Annotated in this window: 17 protein-coding genes; 8 read left to right on the forward strand and 9 right to left on the reverse strand. The window is 54.0% G+C overall.

Annotation, left to right across the window (positions count from 1 at the left end; genetic code table 11):
• Nucleotides 1–17 precede the first annotated feature (17 nt).
• Nucleotides 18–491 (forward strand): flagellar export chaperone FliS, encoded by a 474-nt coding sequence (locus F1728_RS12825; RefSeq protein ID WP_155364436.1) that lies wholly within the window; start codon nt 18–20, stop codon nt 489–491.
• Nucleotides 492–628: 137 nt separating this feature from the next.
• Here F1728_RS12825 and F1728_RS12830 read toward each other — a convergent pair whose 3' ends face one another.
• Both F1728_RS12830 and F1728_RS12835 read right to left on the reverse strand, forming a co-directional pair.
• On the reverse strand, nt 629–949 hold the full coding sequence (locus F1728_RS12830) for a branched-chain amino acid aminotransferase (RefSeq protein WP_155364437.1): 321 nt from the start codon (nt 947–949) through the stop codon (nt 629–631).
• Nucleotides 950–1,085: 136 nt separating this feature from the next.
• Nucleotides 1,086–1,364 (reverse strand): Flp family type IVb pilin, encoded by a 279-nt coding sequence (locus F1728_RS12835; RefSeq protein WP_145180130.1) that lies wholly within the window; start codon nt 1,362–1,364, stop codon nt 1,086–1,088.
• 483 nt (nt 1,365–1,847) lie between these two features.
• Here F1728_RS12835 and F1728_RS12840 point away from each other — a divergent pair, with 483 nt between their 5' ends.
• Complete coding sequence (locus F1728_RS12840; protein WP_145180128.1) at nt 1,848–2,042, forward strand: hypothetical protein; 195 nt, start codon at nt 1,848–1,850, stop codon at nt 2,040–2,042.
• Between the two features lie 239 nt (nt 2,043–2,281).
• The gene (locus tag F1728_RS12845; RefSeq protein ID WP_155364438.1) at nt 2,282–2,644 is read left to right on the forward strand and encodes a hypothetical protein; all 363 of its coding nucleotides are present in this window, start codon (nt 2,282–2,284) and stop codon (nt 2,642–2,644) included.
• Here F1728_RS12845 and F1728_RS12850 read toward each other — a convergent pair whose 3' ends face one another.
• The 6 genes from F1728_RS12850 to F1728_RS12875 form a co-directional block, all read right to left on the reverse strand.
• A complete protein-coding gene (locus F1728_RS12850) occupies nt 2,645–3,421 on the reverse strand; it encodes a TRASH domain-containing protein (protein WP_155364439.1) in 777 nt (258 codons plus the stop codon). It lies immediately after the preceding gene.
• A gap of 138 nt (nt 3,422–3,559) precedes the next feature.
• Nucleotides 3,560–4,417 carry a branched-chain-amino-acid transaminase gene (ilvE, locus tag F1728_RS12855; protein ID WP_155364440.1) on the reverse strand — a complete coding sequence of 286 codons (858 nt, stop codon included), beginning with the start codon at nt 4,415–4,417 and terminating at the stop codon, nt 3,560–3,562.
• Between the two features lie 185 nt (nt 4,418–4,602).
• Nucleotides 4,603–5,349 carry an ABC transporter ATP-binding protein gene (locus F1728_RS12860; RefSeq protein ID WP_197993760.1) on the reverse strand — a complete coding sequence of 249 codons (747 nt, stop codon included), beginning with the start codon at nt 5,347–5,349 and terminating at the stop codon, nt 4,603–4,605.
• 78 nt (nt 5,350–5,427) lie between these two features.
• Nucleotides 5,428–7,032: an ABC transporter permease gene (locus F1728_RS12865; protein WP_155364441.1), complete on the reverse strand. Its 1,605-nt coding sequence runs from the start codon at nt 7,030–7,032 to the stop codon at nt 5,428–5,430.
• Nucleotides 7,033–7,096: 64 nt separating this feature from the next.
• Nucleotides 7,097–8,578: a lysine--tRNA ligase gene (lysS, locus tag F1728_RS12870; RefSeq protein ID WP_155364442.1), complete on the reverse strand. Its 1,482-nt coding sequence runs from the start codon at nt 8,576–8,578 to the stop codon at nt 7,097–7,099.
• A gap of 208 nt (nt 8,579–8,786) precedes the next feature.
• Nucleotides 8,787–9,605, reverse strand: coding sequence for a Nif3-like dinuclear metal center hexameric protein (locus tag F1728_RS12875; RefSeq protein ID WP_155364443.1), 819 nt, complete (start codon nt 9,603–9,605; stop codon nt 8,787–8,789).
• A gap of 172 nt (nt 9,606–9,777) precedes the next feature.
• Between F1728_RS12875 and F1728_RS12880 the strand changes: the two genes are divergently transcribed.
• From F1728_RS12880 to F1728_RS12900, 5 genes are all read left to right on the forward strand, one after another.
• Nucleotides 9,778–9,969, forward strand: a complete 192-nt coding sequence (locus F1728_RS12880; protein WP_145035781.1) for a hypothetical protein — start codon at nt 9,778–9,780, stop codon at nt 9,967–9,969.
• A 155-nt stretch (nt 9,970–10,124) separates the two neighbouring features.
• Nucleotides 10,125–11,039 carry a DUF1559 family PulG-like putative transporter gene (locus F1728_RS31230; RefSeq protein WP_194242798.1) on the forward strand — a complete coding sequence of 305 codons (915 nt, stop codon included), beginning with the start codon at nt 10,125–10,127 and terminating at the stop codon, nt 11,037–11,039.
• Nucleotides 11,039–11,377, forward strand: a complete 339-nt coding sequence (locus F1728_RS12890; protein ID WP_155364444.1) for a hypothetical protein — start codon at nt 11,039–11,041, stop codon at nt 11,375–11,377. The genes F1728_RS31230 and F1728_RS12890 overlap by 1 nt, the downstream gene beginning before the upstream one ends.
• A gap of 19 nt (nt 11,378–11,396) precedes the next feature.
• On the forward strand, nt 11,397–12,503 hold the full coding sequence (locus F1728_RS12895; protein WP_155364445.1) for an NHL domain-containing protein: 1,107 nt from the start codon (nt 11,397–11,399) through the stop codon (nt 12,501–12,503).
• Entirely contained in the window at nt 12,503–13,720 is a 1,218-nt protein-coding gene (locus tag F1728_RS12900) for an FG-GAP repeat domain-containing protein (protein WP_155364446.1), read from the forward strand. Before F1728_RS12895 ends, F1728_RS12900 begins: the two co-directional genes overlap by 1 nt.
• 7 nt (nt 13,721–13,727) lie before the next feature.
• Here the strand turns inward: F1728_RS12900 and F1728_RS12905 are convergent, their stop codons facing one another.
• Complete coding sequence (locus tag F1728_RS12905) at nt 13,728–14,897, reverse strand: glycosyltransferase family 4 protein (protein WP_155364447.1); 1,170 nt, start codon at nt 14,895–14,897, stop codon at nt 13,728–13,730.
• Nucleotides 14,898–14,980 lie beyond the last annotated feature (83 nt).

Here is a 14,980-nt window from a genome sequence, read left to right on the forward strand (position 1 = left end):
CGAAGGGCCAACAGGAGATGAATGGTAATGACTACCTGGAGAATCAGGTTCTAACCGCGAAACCCCACCAGTTGCATCTGATGGTTGTAGACGGCGCACTGCGTTTTGCTCGAAAAGCCCTGGAGGCTGCAGAATCGAGACAGTATGAACAGGCTCACTTTGCCCTGGACCGCAGTCGCGATCTGGTTGCTGAACTGATCGGGGGACTCGATCCCGGTCAACAACCCGAAATGATTGAACAGCTCAAGGCGTTGTTCGTGTTCGTGTACGAAAACCTGAATCATGCCGATGTGAAACAGGAAGCCAGCTATATCAATAACGCTATCAAGGTCCTCGAAATTCACCGGAAATCCTGGTACGAGCTGATGGAACGTCTGCTGGAAAGCACACCCCAGGAGCCCCGTCAGCCACAGTCGGGTCCGATCGTGCATCCGCCGCATCAAATCGAGCAGTCAGCTCAGCCTCATCAGAGCCGCTCCTGGATCACCTGATCTCTACCGCGCATAAAAAAGCACCCTGACCAGATTCGCTGATCAGGGTGCCTGAGGTGGAGACCTCCGCCTCGATGCATGCCTGCTTCCCGTTGAGGAAACATTATCTTTGAGCAGAACTGCTGTTCCGCGATAGTTTAATTGTAGTAGCCGTTCCCTTCGCTGCGGGGCGGACGATCACAGACGATGTCATTCTCGCCGTCACAGAAGTCCGCCTGATCGCGGAAACTGCTGCCGTCCGTGCAGGCCTTATGACCATGCGCCCCTGCGACATAGAAACTCTGATTGATGCGGCCAAACGCCGAGCCGACGTCTTCCAGTTCCTGGTTAATGCCATGGGCGACTTCACTGAGCCCCACGATCATCGCCAGAACGGCGATCGTTGAGATCAGTACCAGTTCGGCAGAGACAATAAAGCCCGCCTCCTCGTTCATGAAACGGATCAGCACAGTATTCATGTTCACAGACTCCAGAGATTAAGAGATTTTGGTTTTGTTTCGGGTGACCGGATGCCTGCAGAGGTGGTGAATCCCTGCAGGCGGTCGTCTTCGGAAAAAAGCAGTTTCGGGTAGAGTTGTTTTCAGAGCGTCAGGCTTAGTAGATGTCCCACTGACCTGAGCAGAAGTCGGGGCAGTCACGGAAATTGCTGCCACTGAGTTCCCCTTTGTGACCTGAGACTTCACAGAGGTTGTAAGTCTGGTTGATGCTGGAGAAAGCGGATCCGACATCTTCCAGTTCCTGGTTGACGTTATTGGCGACTTCAGACAGTCCGACGATCATGGCCAGTACGGCGATCGAGGAAATCAGAACCAGTTCTGCAGAAACAATGAAACCGGCTTCGTCGTTGATCAGTTGGTTGAGGATGTTTTTCATAGTTGTGGTCTCCAAAGTTGTTTGATTTAAAGTTGTTTGCATCGAGTCAACGTTTCAAAGTTGATACTGGGATGTAAAGCAAGCTGAATACCAAACGTGCCGGAGCGTAAATAAATTTTTACAAACTGTTCACAGCAGTGATCACAACCTGTTGAAATATAAGGAGATAAAAATAGTCCGCCCGTTGAAATAAATCTTGCGGCACGCGGCACACGGCCTGAGCGGACTGTGGTGAAAAATCAACACGCTCTGAGGGGCGAGGAGCAGAGAGGCCTTAACCCGCTGTTATCAGGTCAGTTAGCGCGATGTTGTTTCAAAGCAACACGTGGCGAATCGGCAACAGGGACCAAAAGCAGTCGAAAAGTGTGTGTCGAAAAAGGTGAGGAGATGAAATCCCTCTTCACACAAGACCAGATTCCTGCTATGAAACGCGCCCGAATTACCTGGGGTTATTGTTTCTAATTGACTGGGAAAGGAATCCCAATGCGTAGACAATTACACCTGACAACATGTTGCCTGCTGTTGAGCGGCCTGACCTGGACAGGCTGTCAGATGGGCTCGGATGGCCCGATCACCAGCACGCTCGGCTTTCGTGATGTGCCCAAACAGAGCGAACCTCCCGTAGAAACGGCTGAGGAAATCGAAAGTCGACTGGCAAAAGAAGCCGATCAGGAATAAATCTGTAAACTGCTGAGTCTGGATGACTTCGCAGGAACTATTTTCTCCCGGAAAACATCGATCTGGGGAAAATATCAAATCTGAAGGCCTCCGACAGCCGATGACGATACAGGCTGGTATTGCGCTGAGCGTAATCTCCGGAGTCAGATAAAATCAGAATTGACTTGGACAAGGATGGAATAAGTCAAGCAATGAATGGGCTGCGATTACTGGGAGTTCTCTGTATCAGTGGACTCCTCATGAGTACACAGACGGGCTGCCAGGGTCTGGGAAACAAGGTTTTCCAGATGGACAGCAACGGGCGATCTCCATTCTTTGGACTGGAGTTTTACACCCAGAAAGACAAACATCCAGCGAAAATCCAGACTGTCTCTCAGGACCAGCCTGTGGAACTGGAACCTGCCATTCTGCAGACCAAATCGGAAGAGCCCTCTCGCTTCTCCCGGCTCCCGAAATGGCTGAACCCGATGTCCAAATCAGCGGAACAGGGTGAACGTATTCCCCTGCCCCGTACGGATCTGGAAGAAAACGAGGTCGTCCTCGAAGAACCAGCTGAAGATTCTGCCCCCACCGAACTGGGCTCATCGCTGGAAAACTTCTAATCAGCGAGACTGCGACTGCTTCCGGCGTTCTTCCGCTTTCTGCTTCGCTTCTGCGATAAAGGTCTCGGGATCGTCCTCAAACGCCTGCTTACAGCCACTGCAGCAGACATAGTAGGTCTTGCCTTTGTGGCTGACCGCAATCGTGCCGGCACCACCGGTGACGATGCACTCCGGACCACCGCTCCCCGAAGCTGCCAGTCGCGTACCGGCCCGGGTATATCCGACTTCCGCCAGTCGATAATAGAATGACTGCCCCTGGTTCCGCTGTTCAAACAGAACCAGAGTCCGTTTTTCATTCAGCTTGCGGATCGAGATCCGATAGACGGCCCCCTCTGCATCTGGCTGGGATTCAAGTACCAGTGTGTCCTTCTGCAGCGCGCCTGTATAATCGCGTTTCGTACCGTCGGGGAGGATGGTCGCCAGTTGATAGGTCTTCTGTTCTGGATCGTACGACAACAGGGCCGACTTCAGAAATTTGCCATCCTCAACTTCATATGCGATGCCTGACTGCTTCGGGTCAAATTTCCAGACCCATTCCGCCTTCTCTGACCAGGCCCCTTTCCGGGAATTGCGTTTGATCATTCCCACACCCCGCCAGCCACCAATCAACGAGTTGAACTCAGACAGAGCCTGCTTGATCTCCGGTGGGAGGGATGCGGATTTTTTCACCCCGGCTGTGGACGCGGATTTCTCTGGCTCTCCCTGCACGCTGCTGAGGGACCAGAACAACAGAGAGACACACAACAGGCCGACAACGGTCTGGCAGCATTTTCGCATCAGATCGGTTCCTGACAGGACAGACGGGTAGAAAAGTCGCTTCTTAGATGAAACACCACTCCCCGGCAATCCGACCGTAGAGAGTGGTATTTTCTTATCCTACCAGACCCGTTACCGTCTGCAAGAACCTTCTCCAGTTCAGGAGCGTGTCAGCTGTTTGAACTTTTCATTCAGATCTTTGGTGATCGGTCCTGGCTTGCCTGTCCCGATCTCGCGGCCGTCCAGCGCCACCACCGGGATGACTTCCGCTGCAGAACCGGTCAGGAAGCATTCGTCTGCGACAAAAATGTCATGCCGCGTGAAGGGGGACTGCTCGACCTTGATTCCCGATTCCTCGGCGAGTTTGATTACCGCGTTGCGGGTGATCCCTTCCAGAATGCCGGCATCCACGGGCGGCGTTTTGAGCACGCCGTTCTTGATGATGAAAATATTATCGCCGGTACACTCCGCCACTTCCCCTTTGTGATTGAGCATCAAAGCTTCGATGCAGCCGGCGTCAGTCCCTTCAATCTTGGCGAGGATATTATTCAGGTAGTTCAGCGACTTCACGCGTGAGGAAAGCGCTGCCGGATGGTTGCGGATCGTCGCTGCGGTGATGATCTTCAAACCGTCGACATACAGCTGCGGATCGTACAGGGAAATATTGTCGGCGATGATAATCACCTGCGGGTTGCTGGTACGGCGTATGTCGAGACCTAGAGAACCCGCGCCGCGTGTGATTACCAGACGCACGTAACCATCTTCAATGCCGTTGGCGGCCACAGTCTCATTGACGGCTTTGATCATCTCTTCCTTGGAGAGCGGAATCTCCAGGCGGATCGCCAGTGCGCTCTCATAGAGACGGTCGATGTGCTCCTGCATCAGGAAGACTTTTTTACCGTAAACCCGAATCCCCTCAAAGACACCGTCGCCGTAGAGCAGACCATGATCGAAGACACTGATTTTCGCCTCTTCCTTGGGAAGCAGTTTTCCGTCAATATAAACTTGGAGCGACATGTGACTCAGGTACCATTCTCAAACTGGGCCAGAACGCAGCTGGCAGGTTTTGGCGGACTTTCCATCCTGTGTGGGGAATTGGCGAAATCCATTTCAGACAGAAGCATCATACGCTGTGCGTATGCCATAGACACTACGCAGGCGACAGCGGTTCAACCCGAACAGCAGATACTGACCGTTTGTATCTAGGCTGATGCCGAGGTGGGATGAGATTTGCCCAGGACCTCGATCTGGCCTTCCGTCAGACGAACTGTTCGATGCGCCTGAGCGGCGATCGCGTTGTCGTGCGTAACCATGATAATAGTGAGCTGATCCTGCTCATTCAAGCTGGTGAGCAGGTCCATAATTTCTTTGCCGGTGCTGCTGTCCAGATTTCCCGTCGGTTCATCGGCCAGCAGGATCTGGGGCTTGGCAATCAGGGCCCGGGCAATCGCAGCCCGCTGCATTTCCCCGCCCGACATTTCCGAGGGACGGTGCTTGATCCGGTGCGAGAGACCGACCTTTTCGATGATCTCCAGCGCATCCTGTTTGAACTGTTTTTTCTGCTTCCAGTATTCCCAGGTGGAATAGCGGATCATCAGCGGCGAGAGCACATTTTCCAGCAGATTGAGCTCGGGCAGCAGATGATAAAACTGGAAAATGAAGCCGAAAACGCGGTTACGGATCTGGTCGCGGGCGTGATCGGGCAGATCGTCAATCCGCTGACCTTCGAGGTGAATTTCCCCGATATCCGGGGAATCAAGCAGACCGAACAGATGCATCAGGGTACTTTTACCGGAACCGGACTGCCCCACGATCGACAGGAACTCGGCCTTCTGCACGTCGACATCGATGCCCCGCAACACAGGCACTTTATGCTTGTCTTTCCGGTATGCTTTTTCGATGGCGATTGCTGATAACTGTGGATGAGGCATGGAAATCGTCTCGGTCATGAGTTCATACTCGATTAAAACGGATTAGTAACTCTGGTTCAGAACCTGTCGCGGGCTAAAGGGGAAGTAAACCATCGGCTATTCGTAACGCAACGACTCGACCGGATGGAAGCGGGCCGCTTTGCGGGCCGGCAGGATACTTGCCAGAACCGCGATTACCATCGCCCCGATCGCCACCCAGAAGACCATCATCGGCTCGACGTGCGTCGAAATTTCCGGGAAGTAATAGATCCGCTGATCGAAGACCTTTCTCCCGGTGAGCCACGTGATAAACCCTTCTATCTCATTGATATATTCCACAAACAGCAGCCCCACGATCACACCGACACCACTGCCCACCAGACCTAACGCCAGGCCGTAAGACAGAAAGATTGACATGATACCGTTCGAGCTGGCACCCAGCGCTTTGAGAATGCCGATATCCCGAGTCTTCTCAATCGTGATCATGAAGAAGATCGCCAGGATGCCGAAACCGGCAACGGCAATAATCAGGAACAGCAGCACATTCAGAATCGCCGATTCCACTTCTACAGCGGCCAGCAGTGGTCCCTGCTTGTCTTCCCAGGTGCGTATCCTGAACTGACTGGCAGGCAGGGCTTCTTCCAGCTTGCTGACGACCATCGCCGCATCGTCCTGGTTTTTCAGCTTGATCTGAATCGATGTAATCGACCGTTCGCCGCTCTCAGGAGAAATCATCCCGCGAGCTTCCTGCAGGTATTCCAGGTTACAGAACACCAGACTGCTGTCGTGCTCGCTCATGTCACTCTTAAACAGGTCGACCACGGTCGCATTAAAGTGTGTTGGCTCAGGTGGATGTCCGGCAGTGACGGTACTGATTTTGATATCATCACCCGGCTTGACGATCTGAAACATTTTCGTTTCGCCGGTCTCTGGATCTTCGTAAGGGAAACTCACCAGACCGTAACCAATATAAACGCGGGCCTTCAAAGGTTCGCTCGGATCCCGATCTTCTTTTTTATCGAACTGGCTGAAAGGATTGATGGCTTTCCCCTGCTGCTCCGCAAACTGGGGTGCACTGCCCTTTGGCTCAGCAGCCGCATCGAAGGGGGACTCTCCGGAATCCTGGGCAAACTTCGGTTCCGGCTCCGGCTCGAGGGGGACGGACTCCTCGAAGGAGACCTGCTCGTTGCCCTCATCTGCTTCTTCCAGTGGTGGGGGATTGTGATTCCAGCGATCGACCATCCACTGGGCCCGGGTGGTCCACTCTTTACGGTAGGCCATCGCCTCGGGAGACAGATTCCAGTCAGGTACCGTCCCCTCTTTGGTATGCATCAGGTATTTGGCCAGCGGACCGACCGTGGCTTTCGTCGCCGGGTCGATGCCGATCAGGGTGACCGGCTTACTCTGCCACTGGGAACCGTACTGCACGCTGAGCATAGCGTAAATTTCCACCGTGGCTGTCATGCCTTCGATGTCGTTACCCACCGCGCGTTGAATGCGGTCTTTAAGCTCCTGCGTGTTCTCTTCGCCATCAAGCGAGTTGGTTTCCACGATGACATCCGCCAGGATCCCCCGTAAGCGGGTTCGCATGTCGGTGCTGAAACCATCCATGACGCTGTTGACGACAATCATCGTCGCGACACCAAGCGTCATACTGATGATGCTGGCCAGCGCAATGTAGCGCGTTTTCAAATATCGCAGGCAAAGTAATGATTTATACATCGGGCCAATCCTTTGGCTGGTTCTCGCCGGCACTCAATCCGCTGGTGCCGGTCACATCCCTGGTTTACTCTTTCGGTGCCGGCTGTCCTTCGGGTCGGAGCAGCGGGAAGTAGATCACATCGCGAATGCTGTGACTGTTGGTCAACAGCATAACGAGGCGATCAATGCCTATTCCCAATCCTCCGGCCGGCGGCATACCGACTTTCAACGCCTTAATAAAATCTGTATCCATTTTCGCCATCGAGTCTTCTTCGGAAAGTCCCGACAGCTGTGTCTTAAACAGTTCTTCCTGCAGCAGGGGATCGTTGAGCTCGGTATAAGCGTTGGCCAGTTCCATACCGTGGACAAACAGCTCAAACCGCTCTGCGATCTCCGGGTTGTCCTTCTGCCGCTTGGTCAGCGGACAAATGGAAGCCGGGTAGTCGATCACGAAAACCGGACCGGTCAGATGTTCTTCGCAGGTTGCTTCAAACACTTCATTGAGCACCACATCCGGGTGCACGTTCTCTGTATCAATGCCATGCTGCTTCGCAACCGCTGCTACAGCAGCCGGATCGTGGGGATCACAGCCTGCATGCTCGCGAACCAGGTCGTGGTATTTTTTCCGTTCCCAGGGACCACTGAAGTCGATGGTCTTGTCTTCGCCCCAGGGCAGTACCATGGTATCGCTGATCGTTTTGACGGCGTCGGTGACGATGGCCTCGGTCAGATCCATCATCGTTTCATAGTTACCGTAGGCCTGGTAAATTTCGATCATGGTGAATTCGGGATTATGAGTGGCGTCAATCCCTTCATTGCGGAACACCCGCCCGATTTCATACACACGTTCTACGCCACCGACCATCAGTCGCTTGAGATGCAGCTCGAGGGCGATCCGCATGTAAAGCTCGATGTCCAGCGTATTATGATGTGTAATGAAGGGCCGTGCCGCTGCACCACCGGCAACTGCGTGCAGCACCGGTGTTTCCACTTCATGAAACTTATGACTGCGAAGTGTCTGACGGACGGAATCGATGATCTGACTCCGCTTCAGCATCTTTTCCAGCACGCCTTCGGTATAGATCAGATCGAGCGAACGCTGTCTCAGCAGCAGTTCAACGTCTTTGACACTGTGATGTTTTTCCGGAGGCTGCGCCAGCGATTTACAGAGCACCGTCAGCTCTTTAACGAACACGGAGATTTCTCCGGTCTCGGTCCGACGCAGACAGCCATCGACGCCGATCAGGTCGCCCAGGTCGAGCTGGCCCATCAGCTCCCACTGTTCTTCGCTCAGGTCACCCCGCGAGAACAGCAGCTGAATTTTTCCAGTCCAGTCTTTGATATCGTAAAACCGCAGTTTACCGGCTTTGCGCCGCAGCATGATCCGCCCGGCGATCCGCACGTCTTCGCCATCGACACCCGATTCCGCGGGAGCCTGATCGCGAGCGTCTGCAATCGGAATGTGACCGTCAAACCGCTGCCCCCAGGGATCGAGTCCCAGGGATTGAATTTTCTCTAATTTTTTGATCCGTTCTGCTTCAAAACGGTTGGTTTTCTCTTTGGACATTGAAATTAAATTACTTGGGTCTATGTAAGCGAGTTTTACTGATATCAGGACACACGCGAGCGGTTTTCCGTTCATCAAGTGTGTCAAATAAGAGAATTTATACGACAGAGAGAGGTGGGATAATGGCGAAATCTGCCGATCAGGTCAATGGCAACCCACTCCGAATATACAAACCACCACCAGGAACAACCAAAATCAAGTACTTCTGTCAGGCCGACTCTCCGTCGCAGTCCCAGCCAAGTGGATCCGATTCCACTTCACTGGCCCAGATTTTTAGATCCCCGAACTGCGCCTGCAGGAGTTCGGCCATCTGCTCCATCGCGGGACGTTCAGTGGCGTAATGCCCCGGCAGAATCAGAGCCATCCCACGGGAACGGGCCTCCAGGCAGGCATGAAACCGGGCTTCTCCTGTTAACAGCGCCTGGCATTCATGTTTGTGTGCATCTTTGAGGAACTCGGCGGCCGCACCACAGGCAATTCCCAGTCGGCTGACCCGCATCTCGGGATCTCCGACAAACTGCAGATTCTCAACCTTCAAAGCCTGTTTGATCAACTGATTGAGCTGGGCCAGCGAGAATTCGGCAGGCAAATCACCAAACCGCCCTGCTCCCTGCGCTTCTGCTGCTGGTTCCGGGCCGGGTTGTGGTCTCAGAATCCCGATCTGTTCCAGCCCCAGCAGACTGGCCAGTTGCCAGTTGATGCCCCGCTCTGCGCTGTCGTAGCAGGTATGCGGGCTGTAAACCGAGATTCGTGCCTGGATCAGATCGAGCAGCATTTTTCCCTCGACAGTCGCCGCGGTGATCTGCTGCACGGGACGAAACAGAATCGGGTGGTGGCTGACAATCAGATTCGCTCCAGTTGAAATCGCTTCGGCAGCGACATCGGGTGTGAGTGTCAGACAGGTCAGGATTTTCTCGACCTTGAAAGTGGGATCGCCCGTCAGCAATCCGACGTTATCCCAGCTTTCGCCCAGTTCTGGTGGTGCCAGATTGATCAAATAATCCTGAATGTCCGCGACGCTGGTCATGTGCTCCTGCTCCCAAACGATAGGGTAATCCCCGTTCCGAACCCGACTGCGTTCAGCAAAGTTCCATGTTTTGCTTATCAAATCTGAATTGATCAATGTATCATACAGCACTATACTTAACCAGAACCAAAGCCACGCGTTTCCATTCTGCGAATTTAAGCAAGGTTGGACTATGTCACTGCTTCATCGATTAATCGCTCTTTTCGTGATCGCCTTCGGAGCCTGTATTGTTCTGAACGGGCCTGACATTCTGGTCTACCTGATCGCTCAGGCCGCCATCTCGGGTACTTTCATCTTTATGTGCCTCAAGAAAGAGCGCGAAATCATCGCGAAACAGAACCAGACCGACGCCGGAACGGAATAATTCCCGCCCCTCGCTCTGCGTAATCCCGAAAAAATCGGTTTCCTGCGCCTGAAGTCTGCCCACAGACAAGACTTTTACGGCCCGTGTCGGTTAGAATGTGGGTGAATGTTTTGAACGATTCTCACTTTCACTCCAACCAAAAAGTAACCGAACGAATGCTGTTTCCCCAATCCCGCTCACCTTACTCACCGCAAACTTCTCAATCTGCGCTGCACGTACACAAACGCGGCTTTACTCTGATTGAACTCCTGGTCGTGATTGCCATCATCGCTGTTCTGGTGGCCCTGCTCCTGCCCGCTGTCCAGCAGGCGCGCGAAGCGGCCCGTATGGCCCAGTGTAAAAACAATCTGCGTCAGATCGTGCTGGCCTGCCATATGTACGCAGATTCCAACGGCGGTTACTGGCCCCGAGCAGCCCCCGATCAACATGTCGGCTTTGGTGGTAAAAAACGCTGGCACGGCGAACGGACAACAACAGACGCCACATCTAAATTCCAAGCACATCTCGGACCATTAGCTCCATTCCTTGAACAGAATGCAGAAATCAAAAAATGTCCCACCTTCGGGAACTTTGCTGCTCACGGAACCGTTTCCAATGCCTTCGAAGGGGGCACCGGAGGTTATGGTTATAACCAGGCTTATCTGGGAGGAACATCCTGGAAATATACTTATCCCACCTGCAATATGATCGCCACCAACATGCGGGAAATCGGTAGTCTAGCCCGCACAGTCGCCTTCGCCGACTCTGCACTGGCCCAGGGATTCCCGGATCTGCATATCATCGAATACAGTTTCATCGAACCGCCGTACTTCATTGATAACTGGACCCCGACTTTCGAAGAAGCTCCCTGGCGGCCCGATCCTTCAATTCATTTCCGACATACGGGAACCGTTGCCAACATCGGCTGGGCCGATGGCCGCGTGACCTCAGCTGTCATGTCGGGTACCGGTACCTCTGCCTACGGCGGCGATCCGAAAAAATTCCAGATCGGCTGGTTCGGTCCCATGGACAGTAACGTGCTGTTTACCAATAAAGATAAGCTGGAGGCAGACATGGGAGGCGTCCAGTAATGCGTATCCCGCGTCGCCTGTTTTCACTGCTGGCACTCTGCCTGCTCATCACCGGTTGTGCAGAAGAGCGTCCCTTTGTGCCTCAACCTTCTGCAGAGTACGTGGTCATTGTGGACCCGGCGGGGAAACCGGACAATATGCTGATGGAACAGTTCTTTAAAAAGGGAGAGCATCCTGAAGGCACTAAAGTTGTGGTCGTGGATAAACAGACTCGGCAGCAGGCCCTGATCCCGCCAGCCGAGTTGTTAAAACAGAACCCCAATGCCGGTCGGTATCTTGTTTTCAAACACGATGACCCGGAGCGTCCGTTTGATGACCTGCCGGGCGCTTCAAATTAAACATCCAGGAAACGACACCATGAAACGATTGCACCTCATTCCGCTGCTCGTGCTGTTCTGCATCGCCGCAGCACCGCTGTCTGCTCAGACCATCAAAACCATCGCCGGAACCGGCAAGCTCGGACACTCGGGCGATGGTGGCCCCGCAGTCAAAGCACAGGTGGGAGAACCTTACGGACTGACGCTTGGTCCGGACGGAGCACTCTACGTCTGTGAAATCAAAGGTCATGTCATCCGTCGCATCGACGAAGAGACAGGCAAGATCTCAACGGTCGCCGGCTCGACCAAGAAAGGCTACAGCGGAGACGGCGGCCCCGCCCTGGAAGCTGAACTGAATGAGCCCTATGAAGTGCGTTTTGACAAAGCGGGCAACATGTACTTTGTGGAAATGGTCAACAACATCGTTCGCCGCGTTGATGCAAAAACCGGAAACATCTCGACCGTCGCAGGCACAGGTGAAAAAGGTTTCTCAGGCGATGGAGGCCCTGCCACCAAAGCCACTTTCTCCCGCCCCCACTCGATCGCCCTGGATAACGATGACAACCTGTATATCTGCGACATCGGCAATCATCGCATTCGCCGCGTCGATCTGAAGACAGGCATTGTGTCCACGTTCTCCGGAACGGGAGCACGCAAGCCGACTCCCGATGGAGCACCCGTCTCAGGCACACCGCTGAATGGTCCTCGTGCACTGGACTTTTTTGCAGACGGGAAAGGCAAAGGTTCACTGTATCTCGCGTTGCGGGAAGGGAATATGGTTTACCGCATCGATCTGGACAATGGGACTTTACATCACATTGCAGGCACTGGTAAAAAAGGATATACGGGACACGGCGGACCGGCGAAAAAAGCCACGCTCTCCGGTCCCAAAGGAATTTCTGTCGCCCCCAATGGAGACATCTACCTGGCGGATACAGAGAGTCACACCATCCGCGTCATTCGTAAAAAAGATGGAACAATTGAAACCGCTGCCGGCGACGGCAAACGGGGAGATGGTCCTGATGGAGATCCCGCCAACTGCCGCATGGCGCGTCCACACGGCGTTTATGTCGGCCCTCAAGGCAATGTCTATATTGGTGACAGTGAAACTTATCGCGTTCGCAAGTTAACAACGGGAAAACAATAATGCACATGCTTCAGCCAGTCTATCGTCATTGGAATTACTTTTCTGTCGCCGCTCTGCTGGTCATGTTGACGGGCACGACCGGTCTGTCAGCCGGGGAAACCTGGCAGCGTCAGGAACTCGATGCGGCATTCCGTTCGGAAGGCTCTGCCGCGGCTGACGTCAACAAAGACGGTAAGATGGATGTCATCGCCGGTGATGTCTGGTATGAAGCCCCCGACTGGAAAATGCATGAAGTCCGCAAGCCCGGGAAATTCGTAGCGGGCGTCGGCTACAGCGACAGCTTTTGCAACTTCGCCTATGACATCAACCAGGATGGCTGGACCGACTTCATCTACGTCAGCTTTCCCGGCAAGGAGTTCTACTGGTACGAAAACCCGAAGAACAAACCCGGTCACTGGAAAGAACACCTGATCTGGCACAGCATCTGTAATGAAACCCCCAAGTTTGCCGACCTCACAGGTGATGGAAAACCTGAACTCATCTTCGGTTCACAGCCCGAAAAACAGATGGGCTACATTGAGATTCCCTCCCCTGACCAGGCGACCAAGAAGTGGGATTTCATTCCGATCAGCAAACCCGGCGACCCGATGGTCAACGGAACTTTCAAATACTACCACGGTCTGGGTGTCGGTGATTTCAACAACGATGGTCGCCAGGATGTGCTTATCCCCCACGGCTGGTGGGAAGCCCCGAAAACTCTGGGCGAAGGCCTCTGGGAATTCCATCCCTTCAATCTCACCGCGACCGGAGAAGCTCCGGAAAAGATGGCTGACCTGTACGTGCAAGACCTCGACATGGATGGCGACAACGACATCATCGGCAGCTCTGCCCATGCGTTCGGCGTCTGGTGGTTCGAAAACCTGGACGGTGGTGACTCGCCCAAGTTCAAGGCGCACCTGATCGACAAAAGCTATTCGCAGACCCACGCCATGCATTTCATCGACATGAACGGTGATGGCCAGAACGACATGGTGACCGGGAAACGCTTCTTCGCACACAACGGCAAAGATCCGGGTGGTAAGGAGCCGGTCGTAATGTACTGGTATGAGATCAAGCGTGAAAAGAACAAAGCTCCTCAGTTCATTCCGCACAAAATTGAAGCCGGAAATGACACGGGAGTCGGCACCCAGTTCTCAATGTCCGACCTGAACGGCGACGGACGGCCCGATATCGTGCTGTCCAATAAAAAGGGTGTCAACGTGCTGATTCAGAAGTAGTCGCCAACTACTTCTTTTGCTCACGATCATCGAGGACCCGCTGATAGATTTCACGCAATCGGCGGGTCATCGTCTCGTGACGGAACTGATCCGTGAATCGCTCACGTCCCGTCTGTCCGAAGCGGGCACGTTTCTCAGGATCTGCAGCCAGTTCCGTTAACGCCTGGGCCAGCGGCTCAATCGATTCTGCAGGCAACAGGTAACCGGTCTGTTCCGGAATCACGACTTCCCGCGCCCCGTCCACGTCATAAGAGACCACCGGCTTACCGGCTATCAGTCCCTGGGGCAGCACCCGCGCCAGTCCTTCCCAGACACTGGTATGCACCACGATATCCATCGCATGGATCAGTTCGGGGACCCGTTCCGGGGGAACCAGACCGGCGAAGATAAAGTTCTCGGTCAGCCCCAATTCGGCGATGCGCTGCTCGAATTCTGATCGTAAGATTCCATCCCCGACCAATAGAAACCGAACCTGCGGCTGTGCATCAACCACCTGCCGGGCTGCTTCGATCAGGTACTTGTGCCCCTTTAAATGAAACAGCCGCGCGACCTTGCCAATCACAATATGCTCGGGTTCAATTCCCAGTTCCCGCCTGACCTCTTCCGGTGGACGCAGGGGTGTGAGAAACGGTTCGACTTCCATCCCACTGTAAACGGTATCGCATAGTTCAGGGGTCGTAATGCCTGCGGCGACATACTGGTCGGTCATCGCATCACAAACGCTGATCAATCGATCGCAGCGGCGAGCCGCCCACTTCTCTGCGGCAATGTAAGCGTGATAATTTAAAGGAGACTGACCGAAATGAAAGGCGGCACCGTGAATCGTATGCACGCAGGGCAGCTTAAGATGCCAGGCGGCAGCGCGTCCCAGGATGCCCGCTTTCGAACTGTGAGTATGAACCAGGTCCGGCTGATAGTCACGCAAAGCGGCGATCATTTCCCGATAAGCCCGCCAGTCATTCAGCGGACTGATGCTGCGCAGGAGATGCGGGATGATCTGTAAGTCAAAGCCCCCCTGCTCGGCCCGGGGGATCAGTGTGCCTTCCGGACCGGTAGTCGGTCCGGTGATCAGCGAAACCTCGTCGCCATAATCCCGATACTGATCTTCCACTGTGTAAAGCGTATTCTGCTGCGCACCGCCGATGATCATTCGCGTGATAATATGTGCTACTCTCACGCGAACATCCGCCTCCGGTCTCGCGGCTCGGAATCATTCCCGTGCCTGTGGGATCTACAATACATGGCCTGCTGACTGCACCT

Source organism: Gimesia benthica, assembly GCF_009720525.1.
GTDB classification, from domain to species: domain Bacteria; phylum Planctomycetota; class Planctomycetia; order Planctomycetales; family Planctomycetaceae; genus Gimesia; species Gimesia benthica.